Annotated in this window: 19 protein-coding genes; 9 read left to right on the top strand and 10 right to left on the bottom strand. The window is 63.4% G+C overall.

Annotated features, from left to right (window positions below; translation table 11 throughout):
• Positions 1-260: 260 nt before the first annotated feature.
• From ACMGE0_RS02480 to ACMGE0_RS02470, 3 genes are all read right to left on the bottom strand, one after another.
• Positions 261-1,424, bottom strand: a complete 1,164-nt coding sequence (locus ACMGE0_RS02480; RefSeq protein ID WP_436814269.1) for a GGDEF domain-containing protein — start codon at positions 1,422-1,424, stop codon at positions 261-263.
• 87 nt (positions 1,425-1,511) lie between these two features.
• Complete coding sequence (locus ACMGE0_RS02475; RefSeq protein WP_436814268.1) at positions 1,512-2,558, bottom strand: serine hydrolase domain-containing protein; 1,047 nt, start codon at positions 2,556-2,558, stop codon at positions 1,512-1,514.
• A gap of 173 nt (positions 2,559-2,731) precedes the next feature.
• Entirely contained in the window at positions 2,732-3,625 is an 894-nt protein-coding gene (locus tag ACMGE0_RS02470; protein ID WP_436814267.1) for a LysR family transcriptional regulator, read from the bottom strand.
• Positions 3,626-3,727: 102 nt separating this feature from the next.
• On the opposite strand from ACMGE0_RS02470, the gene ACMGE0_RS02465 reads away from it, so the two are divergent.
• Together ACMGE0_RS02465 and ACMGE0_RS02460 are read left to right on the top strand one after the other, a co-directional pair.
• On the top strand, positions 3,728-4,468 hold the full coding sequence (locus ACMGE0_RS02465; RefSeq protein ID WP_436814266.1) for an SDR family oxidoreductase: 741 nt from the start codon (positions 3,728-3,730) through the stop codon (positions 4,466-4,468).
• Between the two features lie 26 nt (positions 4,469-4,494).
• Positions 4,495-4,713 carry a tautomerase family protein gene (locus ACMGE0_RS02460; protein WP_436814265.1) on the top strand — a complete coding sequence of 73 codons (219 nt, stop codon included), beginning with the start codon at positions 4,495-4,497 and terminating at the stop codon, positions 4,711-4,713.
• 149 nt (positions 4,714-4,862) lie between these two features.
• Here the strand turns inward: ACMGE0_RS02460 and ACMGE0_RS02455 are convergent, their stop codons facing one another.
• The 3 genes from ACMGE0_RS02455 to odc2 form a co-directional block, all read right to left on the bottom strand.
• A complete protein-coding gene (locus ACMGE0_RS02455; RefSeq protein WP_436814264.1) occupies positions 4,863-5,936 on the bottom strand; it encodes an NAD(P)/FAD-dependent oxidoreductase in 1,074 nt (357 codons plus the stop codon).
• A 165-nt stretch (positions 5,937-6,101) separates the two neighbouring features.
• Positions 6,102-6,671 (bottom strand): GNAT family N-acetyltransferase, encoded by a 570-nt coding sequence (locus ACMGE0_RS02450; RefSeq protein WP_436814263.1) that lies wholly within the window; start codon positions 6,669-6,671, stop codon positions 6,102-6,104.
• 87 nt (positions 6,672-6,758) lie between these two features.
• Positions 6,759-7,892, bottom strand: coding sequence for an ornithine/lysine decarboxylase (odc2, locus tag ACMGE0_RS02445; protein WP_436814262.1), 1,134 nt, complete (start codon positions 7,890-7,892; stop codon positions 6,759-6,761).
• A gap of 573 nt (positions 7,893-8,465) precedes the next feature.
• Between odc2 and ACMGE0_RS02440 the strand changes: the two genes are divergently transcribed.
• The 5 genes from ACMGE0_RS02440 (at position 8,466) to ACMGE0_RS02420 (ending at position 11,731) form a co-directional block, all read left to right on the top strand.
• Complete coding sequence (locus tag ACMGE0_RS02440) at positions 8,466-8,681, top strand: hypothetical protein (RefSeq protein ID WP_085420262.1); 216 nt, start codon at positions 8,466-8,468, stop codon at positions 8,679-8,681.
• Positions 8,678-9,007: a type II toxin-antitoxin system PemK/MazF family toxin gene (locus ACMGE0_RS02435; RefSeq protein ID WP_436814261.1), complete on the top strand. Its 330-nt coding sequence runs from the start codon at positions 8,678-8,680 to the stop codon at positions 9,005-9,007. Before ACMGE0_RS02440 ends, ACMGE0_RS02435 begins: the two co-directional genes overlap by 4 nt.
• Positions 9,008-9,032: 25 nt before the next feature.
• Positions 9,033-9,929 (top strand): LysR family transcriptional regulator, encoded by an 897-nt coding sequence (locus ACMGE0_RS02430; protein WP_436814260.1) that lies wholly within the window; start codon positions 9,033-9,035, stop codon positions 9,927-9,929.
• Positions 9,930-10,019: 90 nt separating this feature from the next.
• Positions 10,020-10,667, top strand: coding sequence for a DUF1007 family protein (locus ACMGE0_RS02425; RefSeq protein WP_436814259.1), 648 nt, complete (start codon positions 10,020-10,022; stop codon positions 10,665-10,667).
• Complete coding sequence (locus ACMGE0_RS02420) at positions 10,661-11,731, top strand: nickel/cobalt transporter (protein ID WP_436814258.1); 1,071 nt, start codon at positions 10,661-10,663, stop codon at positions 11,729-11,731. The genes ACMGE0_RS02425 and ACMGE0_RS02420 overlap by 7 nt, the downstream gene beginning before the upstream one ends.
• Before the next feature lie 4 nt (positions 11,732-11,735).
• On the opposite strand, the gene ACMGE0_RS02415 is transcribed toward ACMGE0_RS02420, so the two are convergent.
• The 4 genes from ACMGE0_RS02415 to ACMGE0_RS02400 form a co-directional block, all read right to left on the bottom strand.
• A complete protein-coding gene (locus ACMGE0_RS02415; protein ID WP_436814257.1) occupies positions 11,736-11,936 on the bottom strand; it encodes a hypothetical protein in 201 nt (66 codons plus the stop codon).
• Complete coding sequence (locus ACMGE0_RS02410; RefSeq protein ID WP_436814256.1) at positions 11,933-12,643, bottom strand: GNAT family N-acetyltransferase; 711 nt, start codon at positions 12,641-12,643, stop codon at positions 11,933-11,935. The genes ACMGE0_RS02415 and ACMGE0_RS02410 overlap by 4 nt, the downstream gene beginning before the upstream one ends.
• A gap of 244 nt (positions 12,644-12,887) precedes the next feature.
• Positions 12,888-13,601 (bottom strand): tellurite resistance TerB family protein, encoded by a 714-nt coding sequence (locus ACMGE0_RS02405; RefSeq protein ID WP_436814255.1) that lies wholly within the window; start codon positions 13,599-13,601, stop codon positions 12,888-12,890.
• A 90-nt stretch (positions 13,602-13,691) separates the two neighbouring features.
• Positions 13,692-14,330, bottom strand: coding sequence for a 2-dehydro-3-deoxy-phosphogluconate aldolase (locus ACMGE0_RS02400; RefSeq protein ID WP_436814254.1), 639 nt, complete (start codon positions 14,328-14,330; stop codon positions 13,692-13,694).
• A gap of 166 nt (positions 14,331-14,496) precedes the next feature.
• On the opposite strand from ACMGE0_RS02400, the gene ACMGE0_RS02395 reads away from it, so the two are divergent.
• Positions 14,497-14,994 (top strand): CYTH domain-containing protein, encoded by a 498-nt coding sequence (locus tag ACMGE0_RS02395; protein ID WP_436814253.1) that lies wholly within the window; start codon positions 14,497-14,499, stop codon positions 14,992-14,994.
• Entirely contained in the window at positions 14,969-15,952 is a 984-nt protein-coding gene (locus tag ACMGE0_RS02390; protein ID WP_436814252.1) for a CHAD domain-containing protein, read from the top strand. Before ACMGE0_RS02395 ends, ACMGE0_RS02390 begins: the two co-directional genes overlap by 26 nt.
• The last annotated feature ends 15 nt before the right edge of the window (positions 15,953-15,967 follow it).

Genomic DNA, 15,967 nt, shown 5'->3' with positions numbered 1-15,967 from the left:
CAAGACAGGGTTTCCGCGCCAGGAAACCCTTCCTTCCGACGGTTGGCGCCCTGACGGCGCGTCCCCTGCCTTCAACGACCATCACCGGACGCCGGATTTCTCCCCGTGGGCAGACCGGTTCGCGACCCGGCTCCCTGCCCGATGACGCGATCAGCATAGGCCTCACAAACCGGGCGCGGACGAAGCGGGGATATCTTTCCGGTCCTCCCGTTGAAACGGAACGAGGATTTCTTTCCCGCCCGCCGGCATCGTCCCCGCGTTCAGGCCGCCAAAACGTTGTCGCGGAAGACATCGACGCCGTCGCGCCCTTGCCGCTTGCGCGCATAGAGCGCCTGGTCCGCCTTGTGAAGCAGGGCTTCCAGATCGGAAGGGCCGGACGTCTTGGCGGCCGCCCCGATGCTGAGCGTCGGCAGGACCGAGAGTGGCCGGTTCAGGCGGCCGAGCGAGGCGGTGAAGGCAAGGCGGATATCTTCGGCGGTCGCCACCGCCTGTTCCAGCGATCGCTCCTTCAGCACGATCACGAACTCGTCGCCGCCGTAGCGGGCGATAAGATCGCCGGTATGGAGCTCCCCCGCCGCCGAAGAGGCGAATGCCCGCAGCACCTCGTCTCCCGCGGCATGGCCGTGCGTATCGTTGAGCTGCTTGAAGTAATCGATATCGACCACCAGCGCCGCCAGCGGCTTTGCGGAGAGGCTGTCGAAGGCTTGCGCCAGGCCGCCGCGGTTCAATGCGCCTGTCAGCGGATCGCGATGGGCCGCATCCCGAAGCTGCGTGCTCGTCCGTTCCGCCGCCATCAGCATGAGAACCATGCTGCGAAGCATCAGGAACACCAGCGCCGAAAGCGCCATCCAGACATGCACCTGGTTGCTACCCGTGAAGAGATTCCTGTCGCCGAGAACACCTGCCACTGCAAATGAGGCGCGTATCGCGTAAATTCCTGCGGTCGTGACGAACAGACCAGCAGCGAGCTTTGCCGAATGAAGTCCTTCGTTCCGCGAAAGACGGAAGCTTTCCCACGCCACCGCGAGATCGAGCAGGCAAAAGAGCGCCGAGCCGTAGGCGATCCGCCCGAGCGATGCATCGGCTGCATCGAAAGCGAGCACGAACGGCAGGCTGAGGACGGCGATCAGAAGGCCGCAATGGAAGAGGTTGACCGTGCGTCCTGCGAAGATGCGCATCGCCGCCGGCAGGAGCACGCAACCGGCGACGGTCAGGACATTGCCGAGGTGAACGGTGATGAAATCCGGCGCCATGCCGCGAAGGGCGATGCAGAAGGAGCCGATCCCGACGAGAATGTTGCTGGCGCTCCACCAAGCGAGCCAACGTTCGAAACGGCCGGTAAAATAGGCGGCGCACTGGAGCATGCCCAGCACCACGCAAGCGACCGCTGTCATCGCATATATTGTCCGGAGATCGAACGCCATGTGCTTCCCCGCCTCACTCGGGGAAATATAATAGAGACTCCCTTTCGAGATCGTGGGCGGGGTGGTTACAATTTTATCGATCGTGGCTTAGACCTGCTTCACCGCGCCGATGATCTCGGCGAGCAGGTTGTGCAGGTCGTCGCGATAGCCGCTGCGGGCGGACGGACCGCTGTCGTCCGAGGTCATGACGACGGTCAGTCCCAGCGACGGGACGATATAGACCATCTGGCCGCCGTACCCCCAGCCGAACTTGACGTCCTCGCCGCCGATACGCCTGAGGAACCAGCCGTAGCCGTATCCATCGCCGGAGAAGCGCGAATTGGTGCGCGGCGTCCAGGACTGGTCGATCCAGCTTCTGGAGACGACCTGCACGCCGTCCTTCGTCCGGCCGCCGTTGCGGTAGAGCTCGCCGAAGGCAAGAAGCGAGCGGGCCGTCATCGCCATGTTGTTGCCGCCGAGATAGATGCCCTGGGGATCGCGGTCCCAGGATCCGATGCGGAAGCCTTCCACCGGCTCCAGCCATTCGCGGGCGAGCGCCAGCGTCGATTTTCGCCCGACCCTTGTCAGGATCGCCGAAAGCAGATGCGTCGAGGCGGTGGAATAGAGCATCGAGCCGCCCGGCTCGCCGTCGAAGGGTTCCGAGAGCGCGAAACGCACCCAGTTGCGGCTCGCGACCCAGCGCCCGTAGTTCGGCCCCGACATGCGCGAAAGCCCCGCCTGCATGGAGAGCAGATTGCCGATGGTGATGTCGTGGATGCGCGGATCCGGATCGGCGGGAAGGTCCGCCTTCAGGATCGGCGCGATCTTCTGGTCCGGCCCTTCGAGCAGCTTTTTGTCGATGGCGATGCCGGTGAGGCAGGAGACGATCGATTTCGAGGCCGATTTGATATTGGTCGAAGCGTTGAGGGGACGACCGTTGAAGGCCCGCTCGGCGAGCGTCTCGCCATTGCGGCTGACGAGCACGACCTTCAGCGGCTCCAGCTCTGCGGCGCCGTCGAACACGGTGTCGAGCGTCACCTGCGGCTGCGGCACGGGCAGTTGCGGCGCGGCGGGCTGCGGTGAGCCCTGAGCGAAGCCGCGGGCGGCGGAAAGCACGAACGGAAGGGAAATGAGCGTTGCGCGGCGTGTGATCATGCGTGGCAAGCTAGAACATCGGACCGCATGGGAATATGGCGAAAACCGTGGATTCACGCCAAGGTGATGGTGTGTGACGACGGTTGGAGCCGGATCGATCGGCTCCCGCCGTCTCACGCCCTGCCGGATGTCGCAAAACAGTGCCGCTGCCGTAGACCTGAACAGCCTCTTCCTCAGAGACCCGCTTCCGCAAACACCTTGACGACCCAGTCGATGAAGACGCGCACTCGCGGCGAAAGCTGGCGGTTCTGCGGATAAAGCGCCGAAAGCGGCGTCGGGGATGGCGGGAAATCGGCGAGAACCTGGACGAGGACGCCACGATCTATATCCGGCTGCAGACGATGGCGCGGCGCCTGCACGAGGCCGTAGCCTCGCCTTGCGAGATCGACCATCGTGTCGGAATTGTTGACCGTCAGCCGGCTCGGCAGCGTGACGTAGCGCACCTCGCCCCCTACCGTGAATTCGAGCGGCATGATCTGGCCGGTGCGCGACGAGATGAAGCCGATGGCGACATGCCCGTCCAGCGCATCGGGCGATTGCGGCATGCCGTATTTTTCGATGTAGGCCGGGCTGGCGCAGGTGAGCTCGGTGATGGTCCCGAGCCGCCGCATGATCAGCCCGCTGTCGGTTATCTCGCCGGCGCGGATGACGCAATCGACGCCTTCCCGCACCAGGTCCACCAGCCGGTCGCCCTGGCCGATCTGCAGGTCGAGCAGGGGGTAGCGGTCGAGGAACTCGTCGAGCCGTGGTAGAAGGAAGGTGCGGGTCAGGAAGCCGTGCGCATCGACCCGCAGCAGTCCGCGCGGCTGCGCGTCGCGAAAGATGCTCTCCGCCTCGTCCACCTCCGCAAGGATCGCCAGACAGCGCTGATAGAAGGCCTGACCGTCGAGCGTCGGCGCGACGTGGCGGGTCGTCCGCTCCAGGAGGCGCGCCCCGACATCGTCCTCCAATTGCTTGACCGCTTCCGTGACGGTCGAACGGGCGAGACCGAGATCGGACGCCGCGGCGGCAAAGCTGCCTCGTTCGACGATCCGGGTGAAGAGCTGCATGCGGTCGAGCCGATCCATGGCTTTGTTCACCACAGGCGAATTCTCATGTCAATTCACCTATAATTGTTCCTTGTCGGTGTCAGGAATATCTACGGCTCATCAACGAAGGAAAGATGAGCCATGACCACAAACGGACAACGCGTTGCGATCGTCACCGGCGCTTCAAAAAGCATCGGAAGGGCGATTGCGCTTCGGCTGGCAAAGGACGGCATCGCCCTCGTGGTGAATTACGCGACAAGCCGCGAGGCGGCCGAGGCGGTCGTCGCCGACATCGAGGCGGGCGGCGGCAGGGCGGTCGCCGTGCAGGCGGATGTCGGCCTCCCGGGCGCCGCCGCCGACCTGTTCGACGCTGCGGAGAAAAGCTTCGGCGGCGTCGACATCCTCGTCAACAATGCCGGCATGATGAAGCTCGCGCCGCTTGCCGACATGGACGACGCGACCTTCGAGCAGCATATCGCGGTCAACCTGACCGGCACGTTCCGCGGCATTCGCGAAGCGGGCCGCCGGCTCCGCGACGGCGGCCGCATCATCAACTTCTCCTCCAGCGTGGTCGGCGTCTACGGGCCAACCTACGGCGCCTATGCCGCCAGCAAGGCCGGTGTCGAAGCGATGACCCATGTCGCCTCCAGGGAGCTCGGTCGGCGCGGGATCACCGTCAACACGGTCGCGCCCGGGCCGGTGGAAACGGACATGTTCATGACCGGCAAGTCCGACGAACTGGTCCAGAGGATCGTCGGAACGATCCCTCTCAGCCGCCTCGGCCAGCCCGACGAGATCGCCTCTGTCGTCGCGTTCCTCGCAAGCCCGGAAGGCGGCTGGGTGAACGGCCAGGTGCTCCGCGCCAATGGCGGCATGATCTGACACATCCAAAACCAGGGAGAAAATCCATGCCATTCGTGAACATCAAGACGCCCGAAGGCGCGCTCAGCCGCGCCCAGAAGGAAGAGATCGTGCACCGCACGACGGACATGCTCGTGGAGTATTTCAGCGAGGCGGCGCGGCCGCACACCATGGTGCTCATCGAGGAGGTCAAGGACGGCGGATACGGCCGCGCCGACGAAGTCTTCGTCATCCCGGACGCCTATCGGGCGAAGGATGGCGCTTAGCCTCTCAACGGAAACGGGGCGGCTTATCACCGCGCCGTCCCGGCTACCGGCGATCGGGATCAATGGCGGGGGAGGACCGATTGCGGCCCGGTAATCCCGGCCGCATCGCGCCAACAGGAGACATAGGCGCGATATCTAAAGTCGGTACCCTAGCAAGAAGTAAGCGCGGCGCTCTTGCTCCTGATTTTCATAATCTCTTGTGCGGTCACGCGACCTATCAACGGGGCAAGAATTACGCCTGGATGGCCGACTGCCAGGTACAAATTCTCGACTTCGGGCAGAAATCCAGTACGCGGCAAGCCGTCGAGAAAAATCGGACGTTCGCCAATCTCCGCGCTCTGCAGCTTAACCTGATCGGGTAAGTCCAGTTCGTCGTGCATTACGCTAAGCAGCGTCTCCCCGATCAGCTTGGGGCCGTTCTCCTCTCCGTTTGCCACGTAGGATTTAGCAACAAGCAGACTGCCGTCGATGGCTTGTCTGATTTCCAAACGAGGGCCCCGCAAGATATGGCTTACAACAGTGCGATTATTACATGTGTAGCGAAGTAGCAGGGCCGGAGATGTCGTCAAACCTGTTTGAATGCCAAGCCCATCAGCTAGCTCTTGGATACCAGAACCAGCCGACATAACCACGATGTCGGCTGGGATGGTCTCATGCCCAACTTTTACCCCAGAGACCCTGCCGTTTACGGTTTCGACTGTATAGGCGGTCGCGCCAAAGAGAGTCGAGCCGCCAGCGGTAACTGCGGCAGCGACGAGGTCTCTGGCAAGCTGCCCTGGATCAAGAGCCAGATCATCTGGCGAAAAGACAGCGAGTTCTGGTGCTCGGCGAAGACGGGGCTCCAATCCCTGCAATGTCTGTCGTGACACTAGCTCGACACGTTCCCCTGCTTGACGATGAAGGTCGGCGAACGCCTCCGTCTCCTCTGTCGTACCTTTCCACAACAATGACCCAGAGCGGGCATGGGCAAAGGCTGTCGGGAGAGCAATTTGTAACCCCCTGTACTCTGCAACTGCTTCGCGCCAAAGGGCATAGCTCTGGTCGCTGGGGGTTCCGTTTATCACATTGATCCAACCGAAAGCCCGTCCCGTTACGCCAGAACCAGCTGTCGGACCTCTGTCCAAGAGCAGGACGTCCGCACCCTGGATGGCCAGGTTGTATGTGATCGCCGAACCGATGATCCCTGCACCGACAACTACGATGCGCGGTCGATGCTGTGCCACGTATAGCCTCGCTCAATGAAAAGCATTGGCCGATGGCTAAGCTCTTGAGGTGACAATAGTGTGAAGCAAATGGCGACGATCACGCGCACGACCGGTTAAACGTCCGCTTAGGGCCGGAAGGGAACGTTACGACCTATCGTGGCTGTCAGGATAGGTCGCCAAACGTCAGGCCAGCTTGCGTCCGCTCGGCACGATCATGCCCGCGGCACCTTCCAGCCAGCCGGCCTTTAGTTCGAGCGCCAGGAAACGGGCGCGCTCGAAGGGGCCGGGCATGACCAGATGCCGGGTCTTTTCGGCAAAGAAGCCGAACCGCTCGTAATAGGGCGCGTCGCCGACGAGCAGGATCGCGCCGTGGGCGCGCTTGTGAGCCTCGGCGATCGCCGCCCGCATCAGCGCGCCGCCGATCCCCTTGCCCTCGTGGGCGCCGTCGACCGCGAGCGGCCCGAGCAGAAGCGCTTCGACCGCCTGGCCGTCCGGCGCAATGCCGGCCTCGATGTTCCAGAGCCGCACCGTTCCGATGACGTGGCCATGCGCGTCGCGGGCGACGAGCGCCAGCCCCTCCGCCGGCACGCGGCCGCGGCGGATCTTTTCCGACGACTTTTTGCGTCGATCCGGCCCCATGGCGCGGTCGAGCAGGTTTTCGCGAGCCACCACGTCCGCCGGCGTTTCGGCGTCGATGGTGAAGGTGGTGTTCGGCGCAAAGAGTGCGCGGACAGAATCAAGAACAGTGGCCATCGCGGCCTCCCGAACCCAAAACCGTTCAAGGCGGTACTGCGGAGAATTGTGGATTTGCCGCCCCGGCTGGTTACGGGGCCGGCGGGATCAGATCACGTAGGCCTTCAAGGGGTCGAAGCCGTTGAAGGCGACGGCCGAATAGGTCGTCGTATAGGCGCCGGTGCCTTCGATCAGAACCTCGTCGCCGATGGTGAGCGTCACCGGCAGCGGATACATGTTCTTCTCGTAGAGCACGTCCGCGCTGTCGCAGGTCGGGCCGGCGAGCACGCAGGGTTCCATCTCGTCGGCATCGCGCTCGGTGCGGATCGGATAGCGGATCGCCTCGTCCATGGTCTCGGCGAGACCGCCGAACTTGCCGATGTCGAGGAAGACCCAGCGATGGTTGTCGTTATCCGACTTCTTCGACACGAGGACGACTTCCGCCTTGATGACGCCTGCATTGCCGACCATGCCGCGGCCCGGCTCGATGATCGTCTTCGGCAGGTTGTTGCCGAAATGCTTGCGCAGCGAAGCGAAGATCGCCTGGCCGTACTCTTCCGCCTTCGGAACGTCGCGCAGGTACTTGGTCGGGAACCCACCGCCCATATTGACCATCTGCAGGAAGATGCCCTGCTTTGCGAGCTGCGCGAAGACGCGCTTGGCATCGGCGAGCGCCGAATCCCAGGCATCGACCTTGGTCATCTGCGAGCCGACATGGAAGGACACGCCGTAGGATTCGAGGCCCAGCTGGTGGGCGTAGACGAGCACGTCGACGGCCATCTGCGGCACGCAGCCGAACTTGCGCGAAAGCGGCCATTCGGCGCCTTCCCCGTCGGTCAGCACGCGGCAGAACACCTTCGCACCCGGAGCGGCGCGGGAGATCTTCTCGACTTCCTCATGGCTGTCGACGGCGAAGAGATTGACGCCGAGCGCAAAGGCGCGCGCGACGTCGCGCTCCTTCTTGATCGTGTTGCCGAAGGAGATGCGGTCGGCGGTAGCACCTGCATCGAGGGCCATCTGGATTTCGGCGACCGAAGCGCAGTCGAAGCTCGAGCCGAGAGAGGCGAGCAGCTTGAGGATTGCGGGTTCCGGATTGGCCTTGACCGCGTAATAGATCGCGCTGTCCGGCAGGGCGTGACGGAAGGCGTGGAAATTGTCGCGCACGACATCGAGATCGACGACAAGGCACGGTCCTTCCGGACGTCGGGTCTTGATGAAGTCGAGGATACGAGCAGTGGTCATCGGTCAGTCCCTTCGAAATCGTAAGGCTCCGGCTGCGAACCGGAGGACAAAGGACGGATGAGAATGCGCTCGGGCCCGGTTGGTGGAGACACCGGTACCGTGAACACGCTCTACCGCGCGATATGTGGACCAACGCCCTGCCACGAGCATTGATCCGGCTTTGTCTGCCTTGGATTGGAGGGGATTACCCAACCGCACTTCCGGCAATGATGGTGTGCCTCTTCAGTATTGCAGGCTGATGGAAAGCCTGCAGAGACCAGAAAGGCCCGCACCGTCGTTGCTTCAAGATGTCCTCGCATTTCCCGGTTGGCCGGAATAGCGACTGGAGCGGTTAGTTCCAGGTACCTTACCGATGACCTCACCTTAGGGATATTTCCCAGTTCGAGGGTCGGCGGACACCCACAGGCACGTGCGACTTTGGGCAGCCCGGGAGATAAGAATATTCGCCGTCATAATCAAGAGATTTTTTGCCCGTCATCGAAAATTCGCATTGCACAACGGGAGAGGCGTATTTGCACAAAGCCGGTGTGCCTCCTACATTGGGGCGAATGCAAGCCGGAAGGAATATTTGGCATGCCCACGGCAAGGAAGAAGAGGGTTGTGAGGGACGAGCGCACCGGCCTGCCGATGCGGGAGGTACGCTTGCTGGCGCTCGACGCGCGTGATCCGGAAGTCAGAAAGCGGATTGCCGAACAGGTCGCCGCGCTTGATCCCGAACACGAAGCCGAGTCCATCCGCTGGATTGAAGCTGTCTCCGAGTTTGACGATCCCGATACGTGGACCGAATGAAACGCGGCGAGATAGTCATTGTCTCTGCACCCGGCGACTACGGAAAACCTCGTCCGGCAGTCGTCGTACAGACCAACGGTATCCCGGAAAATTATCCATCCATCATCGTTTGCCAGATCACGTCCACAATTGAAGCCGTTACCGATTTCCGCATCATTGTCGAACCAAGTGAGCGGAACGGCTTGCGGGCACGATCGCAAATCATGACCGATAAAATCATCGCAGTTAACCAACGACGAATCGGGCAGCGCATTGGAAATCTCGAAGAAACAGAGTTGCGCCAGTTAAATGCGGCTCTTCTGTTTGTCTTGGGATTGACCGACTAAGCTGCGGCAACAGAAAAGAGCATACATGGATACACTGACGCGCATGCGGGCCTTCATCGATGTGGTCGAAGCGGAGGGCTTTTCGGCCGCCGCCAGACGCACCGGCCGATCGAAGGCGCTGCTGTCGAAATACGTGCGCGAGCTCGAGGACGATCTCGGCGCGCTGCTCCTCAACCGCACCACCCGCCAGTTCTCGCTGACCGAGGCGGGGCATACCTATTACCGCACCGCAGCCGACATCCTGAAGGAGATCGACAACCTCGCCGACCTGGTGCGCGAGAACAATGCCGATCTCAAGGGCCGCCTGCGCGTCTCCGTGCCGCGCACTTTCGTCGATGCGGATGTCGGCCAGTCGCTGATCGATTTCGCCAAGGGGCATCCGGAGGTTTCGCTGGAAATCGTCGCGGAAGACCGGTTCGTCGACCTGATCGAGGAGAATTTCGACCTTGCGATCCGCATCACCAAGCTGGAGGATTCCGGCCTGATCGCCCGAAAGCTCTCCGATTTCCGGGTCTATGCCTGTGCAACCGCCGATTTCGTCGCGAAATACGGACCGCTCGAACACCCGCAAGATTTGAACCGCGTCCCCTTCATCATCGACACCAATTCCCGCTGGCACAACAACGTCCGCTTCACCGACACGACGAACGGCTCGATGATCTCCGTCGCTGTCAGCGGACCGATCGAGGTGAACAGTCCGCAGGCGACGCTGCGCGCCGCGCGCGCCGGCCTCGGCGTCGCGATCATTCCGGATTTCATCGCCAATGCCTCGATCCAGTCGGGCGAGCTGGTGACGCTCTTCGACGACTACATCACCAAGGACCGGGGCATCTATGCGGTCTATCCGCACCGCCGTTACCTGCCAGCCAAGGTAAGGAGCTTCGTCGACTTCCTCTCCACCTGGTTCCGCCGGCAGCACTGAACCGCTAGGTTCGCGCATGGAGCTTGAGTCGAAATTCCGTCTCATTTGCGCGGCACAGCACGGGGACGAAGCGGGGAGCCTTGCGGGCGAATGCGATATAGAATCCTCACCATTGCGACGCTCGCGGCGGCCGGCCTGCCGCTCCCGGCGCTCGCCCACCCGCATATCTTCGCCGAGGCCCGGCTGGAAGTGGTGGCCGGCAATGACGGCAATCTCGCCGAACTGCGCAACGTCTGGCGCTTCGACGAAGTCTTCTCCTCCAGCGTGCTGCTCGATTTCGACAAGAACACCGACCTGAAGCTCGACGAGAAGGAACTCGCCGAGCTCGGCGAGGTGATGCGCACCTCACTCGCCGACTTCCACTATTTCACGACGATCACACTGAACGGCGCCGTCGTCGGCGTGCAGAAGCCCGACGCCATCCACGTCTCGATCGACGATTCCAACCAGCTTCTCGTCATCTTCGCGGTCAAGCCCGAAAAGCCGGTGCCGCTCAAGGGAAAGCTCACCTTCGGCATCTACGATCCCTCCATGTACACCGCGATCGACTTCCCGACCGATGGCGACCTCGTCGCCCAGGGCGCGGGCTTTTCCAAATGCCAGCACAAGGTCGTGCGGCCCGATCCCGACGAGGTGATCGCCCAGAACAGCTCGACGCTGACGGACGCCTTCTTCAACGATCCGACCGGCACCGACATGACGAAGCTTTTCGCCACCAGACTGGAAGTGACATGCTGAGAAACCATCGAGCCCTGGCGCCCGCCGTCGTCGCGGCGCTGGCGATCGCCTTCGTCGTGACGGGCGCGGCCCATGCGCAGTCGCCGCTCGGCGTCGGCTCGGCCGAACCCTCGTTCTCGATCGGCGGTCCGCTCGGCCCCTTCTTCGCCTGGATCAATTCCTACCAGCAGGCATTCTACCGCGCGCTGACCGGCGCGTTGAAAGCGATGCGGGAGGATCCTTGGGCGCTTTCCGGCCTGATCGGCCTTTCCTTCGCCTATGGCGTCTTCCATGCCGCAGGTCCCGGCCACGGCAAGGCGGTGATCTCCTCCTACATGATCGCCAACGAGATCGCGCTGAAACGCGGCATCGTCATCTCCTTCGTCTCCGCGCTGCTGCAGGGCCTCGTTGCCATCCTGCTCGTCGGCGCGGCCTTTCTCGTGCTGCGCGGCTCGGGCATCACCATGACGCAGGCGACGCAGGCGATGGAGATCGCGAGCTTCGCGCTGGTGGCGCTCTTCGGCGCCTGGCTGCTCGTCAAGAAGATCCGCGCGCTCCGGATGCGCGTCGTTTCCCTTCCCATGGCCGCACCCGCCGGCGTCGGCGCCCACGGGGGCCGCGGCTCCACCGGGCTCAATTTCCAGGCGGTCGAGATCGACGACCACGAGCACCGGGGTGCCGGCGAATATTGCGAGACTTGCGGCGTCAGCCACATGCCCGATCCGGCCATGCTGAAGGAGAAGGATTTCAGCCTGCAGGAAGCCTGGTCGGCGATCATCGCCGTGGGACTCAGGCCCTGTTCCGGCGCGATCCTGGTGATGAGCTTCGCGCTTCTGAACAGCCTCTATCTCGGCGGCGTGCTTTCGGTGCTGGCCATGTCGCTCGGCACGGCGATCACCGTGACGATCCTCGCCATCCTCGCCGTCGCCGCCAAGGACCTGGCGGTGCGCTTCGCCGGTCCCGGCTCGCGGACGGGGCGGCGCATCACCCATGCGATCGAGATCGGCGGCGCGCTTTTCGTGCTGCTGATCGGGCTGTCGCTGCTCGGCGCCTCCCTGCAGGCATCGCGCCTGATCGGCGGCTGAGCGGCTATTTCCGCCGCTGGTAACGCGCCCTCAGCCAGAAGACCGCGAAGAAGCAGAGCAGCAGCGCCGCGCCCACCACGACGGCGAGCGCCGGCGAATAATTGCCGATCGCAAGCACGATCGTCGGCAGGAAATAGATCACGAGGATGGCGCAGACGAGGATGACGGCCGCCGCGGTCGCCTGGGATTTCGCCTCCGGCGTCATTGCACCGCCTCCTGAGCTGCCGCTCCTTCTGTGATCGCGGCGCGGATATCCTCAAGGCGCCGCGTCTGCCTACCCTCGGCATCGAAATTTTCCGGCGCAAGCCAGGCCTCGAAAGCGGCCTTCAGCACCGGCCATTCGGCATCGATCATCGAGAACCAGGCTGTGTCGCGATTGGCGCCCTTGGAGATGACATGCTGGCGGAAGACGCCCTCGAAGGTGAAGCCGTAGCGCCACGCCGTCGTCTTGCTCGCCTCGTTCTCGTTGTGGCACTTCCATTCGTAGCGGCGGTAGTCGAGATCCTCGAAGACGTGCCTCGCCATCAGGTAATGCGCCTCGGTCGAAAGGGGCGAGCGCTTCATGGCAGGCCCATGGGCGACGGAGCCGACTTCCACCACGCCGTTCTTCGGGTCGGGACGCATGTAGCTCGCCATGCCGACCACCCTGCCGGTGGCGTTTTCGCGGAAGACCAGCGTCACCCAGTTCGAGGCGGAACGCGCGTTTTCGATCCAGGCGCCCAGCTCTTCTGGCTCTGCGAACGCGTCGTTGGGGAAATATTTCAGCAGTTCGTTGATGCCTGCCTTGCCGCCCAGCGCGTCCCACAGCGCCTGAAGATGCTTTTCCTTCTCATAGGGTTCGAGCGTCACGAACCGGCCCCTGAGCGTGACCGGAGCCGGAGTGGCCACTTTGTAGTTCTTGAGATCGCGCATGTCTGCCTCTGGATTGAAGGCAAGAGGCTTAAGCCAGCGAAAGGCGAAAGGCAACGGGAGAGATCGGCGTAGATATCTATGCCCCTCACCCTAACCCTCTCCCCGCACGCGGGGAGAGGGGACGTGCCACAAGCCACGTTCATGAGGAGGAAAACCGAGCGGCATATCCCTTCTCCCCGCTTGCGGGGAGAAGGTGCCCGGCAGGGCGGATGAGGGGCAACCGATATGACCCTTACGCCTATGCCTATGCCTTCACCTTCGCCGCCGAAACAGTGGCGTCGATATGGTCGATCAGCGCGTCCGGCAGGCTGAGGCGGCCGGCGAGCAGGTCGAGATAGCCGCGTTCGGCCCGCGTATCGGGGTCGATCGTCATGCGGGTCGCGGTATAGAGCTCCACCTTCTGCTCTTCCGTGCGGGCGGCGGCGACGAGATCGTCCATGTCGACGGGGTTCGCCAGCTCGTTCTCGATGAAGGCTTCCGCTTCCGCGCCGAGATCGACCGCATGGACCTTGTCCATGATATTGGCGCGCTCGGAAGCGTCGATATGCCCGTCGGCCTTGGCGGCGGCGATCATGGCGCGCAGCAGCGTCAGAGCGAAATCGTTGGAAAGCTGCGGCGACTGCGGATGGAAGGGCGAATCGGCCGGCGGCGGCAGGAGCGGCGTCTCGGCCTGCGGAGCCGGCTGCGGCGCGGTCTCGGGCGACTGGCCGGATTTGTAGTTCTTGTAGGCGAGGTAGCCGAGGCCGGCGATCGCGGCGAGCCCGCCGACCGTCGCCACGTTGCCGGCGAGCTTGCGGCCGGTCTTGGTGCCGAGGAGAGCCGCGACGATCGCGCCGGTGGCAAGCGGATTGCCCTTGGCGAGCTGGCCCGCCTGCCCTGCCCTGTCCCTTACCGTTCCCGAAAGCCCCGGCACCTGCGAACCCAGGAACTGGTCGAGAAGCTTCTTGGCGTCAAACATCGCACGATCTCCCTGTTGCGCTTCGGGAACAAGATAGGAATGCGATTGTGAATTTACAAAGACAGGGTTGCGAGCGGCTTTGCCGAGGGCTCAGGCCTTCAGCGCCGCCGCTTCCGCGGCGAGCTTTGTGATGCCGGCCCAATCGCCCGCCGCGACCAGTTCCTTCGGCGCCACCCAGGAACCGCCGACGCAGACGACGTTCGGCAGCGAGAGGTAATCGTTGGCGTTTTTCAAAGAAACGCCGCCGGTCGGGCAGAAGAGCGTGCCGGAAAGCGGCGAGGACAATGCCTTGAGATAGGCCGCGCCGCCGGCCTGCTCGGCTGGAAAGAACTTCATCACGTCGTAGCCGGCTTCGCGAAGCGCCATGACCTCGCTCGCGGTCGCCGCACCCGGCAGCAGCGGCACATCGGAGCCTTCGGCGGCTGCGGCGATGCCGGGCGTCACGCCGGGACTGACGATGAAGGTGGAGCCCGCCCTGACGGCCGCATCGAAGTCCTTCGCGTTGAGGATGGTGCCGGCGCCGACATTGGCGCCCTCCACCTCGGCGGCCACCGCCTTCACCGCATCGAGCGCGGCCGGCGTGCGCATGGTGATCTCGATCGCCTTCAGGCCGCCGGCCACAAGCGCCCTCGCAAGCCCCACCGCCGACTTCGCGTCTTCGACGATCAGCACCGGCACAACGGGCTGCAGCTTCAGGATGGAAAGCAGCTTTTCGGTCTTGCCGGACATGGCGCATAACTCCGCTAAAACGATTGAAAACCGAAGTGGAGATAGCGCCCGGGCCCGTCATTGTCGAGAAAAAACCGGGCGGATCGCATGACGGGTTTGCCAAGAAGCGAGTTTGCACTAGGTTGCGGCTAGGGTTGTAAAAAGTTCCCGGAGTGGCGGACTGCGTATGGCCAAGGAAATTGAACGCAAGTTTCTGGTGAAGGGCGACGGCTGGCGCTCGGAGGTCTCTTCGTCCTCGGCTTTCCTGCAGGCCTATGTGGCGTCGGGCGACGACCGCTCGGTCCGCATAAGGATCATGGACGGCGCCCGCGCCAGGCTTACCATCAAGCTCGGCAGGAACCTCGTCGCCCGCGACGAATTCGAATACGATATCCCTCTCGCGGATGCGGAGGAAATGAGTGCAAACGCCGTCGGCATCGTGCTCGAGAAGACCCGCCATGAGGTCCTGCACGAGGGCTATACCTGGGAGGTCGACGTCTATGAGGGCACCTACAAGGGGCTTGTTGTGGCGGAGGTCGAGATGGAAGACGAGGACGCGGAGCCGGAACTGCCCGATTGGGTGGGCGAGGAGATCACCGGCGACCGGCGATATTCGAACGTGGTGATGGCGACAGAGGATTTGAGCGGGGAGCTGTGTCATGGCCTATCGTCTGCGGCCCGCTAAACCCTTCACCGCCGAGTTCCGCTCGGTGGCGGAAAGCCAGCTCTCGCATGCGATCCGGCTTCTCGAAGAGCAGCCGGACGGCCCCCACGAAGCCGTGCACGACGCCCGGAAACGCTTCAAGCGGCTGCGCGCCCTCTACCGGCTGGTCCAGCCGGACGCCAGGGAATTCCGCCGGCGGGAAAATGACCGCATCCGCGACATGGCGCATACGCTGTCCGCCGTGCGCGACGCGACCGCGCTGGTCGAAACCGTGAACTATCTGGCGGGCCACGCGGGTTCGCCGGAAGAGACGGCCGCGCTCGCCGTCGCCTCCAATGCGCTGACCGAGCGGCGCGACCGGATCGCCTCCGAAGAGCACGACCTGCCCGCCAAGATGGCCGCTGCCGCCAGGACCTGCCGCGAGGCGATCGCGGCCCTGCAGGACCTCGATCTCGACGACAATCCGCACAAGACCGCCAGGCGGCTGGCAAAGGCCTGGAAGAAGCAGCGGGTTAAGGCTCATGACGCACTCGCCGCCTGCGAGGCGCATGCGGATGCCGAGGGCTATCACGAGCTTCGCAAATGCGGCCAGACCTACTGGATGCACCTGTCGCTTGCCGGCGAGAGCTGGCCCTCCGCCATGCTCGCCAAACAGAAGCAGGCGAAGGAACTCGTCGATCTTCTCGGCCACGAGCACGACCTTTCCGTGCTGACGGGGCTCGTCAACGAGAACCCGGAGCTTTTCGGCGACAGCGACACGCTGGCGCTCATCCTCGGCGCGATCATCGCCCGCCAGCAGGCGCTGAGGCACGAGGCGCTGGAAATGGCCCGTGAAGTCTTCGCCGACGGCGCGGATGCCGAAAGCAGCTTCATCGCCCTGCTCTGGGAGAAGGCGGCGACCGCGTCCCGCAAGGAACGAAAGGCCAGGGCCTACAAAGCCAACGGCAAGGCCGAGAAAGAAACGGCGTTGCGCGGATAGGCGTCAGCCTGTATT

Source organism: Neorhizobium descurainiae, assembly GCF_051400715.1.
Classification (GTDB): Bacteria; Pseudomonadota; Alphaproteobacteria; order Rhizobiales; family Rhizobiaceae; genus Neorhizobium.
Note: the sequence above shows the minus strand (reverse complement) of the source record. Positions and strands in the feature narration are given on the sequence as shown.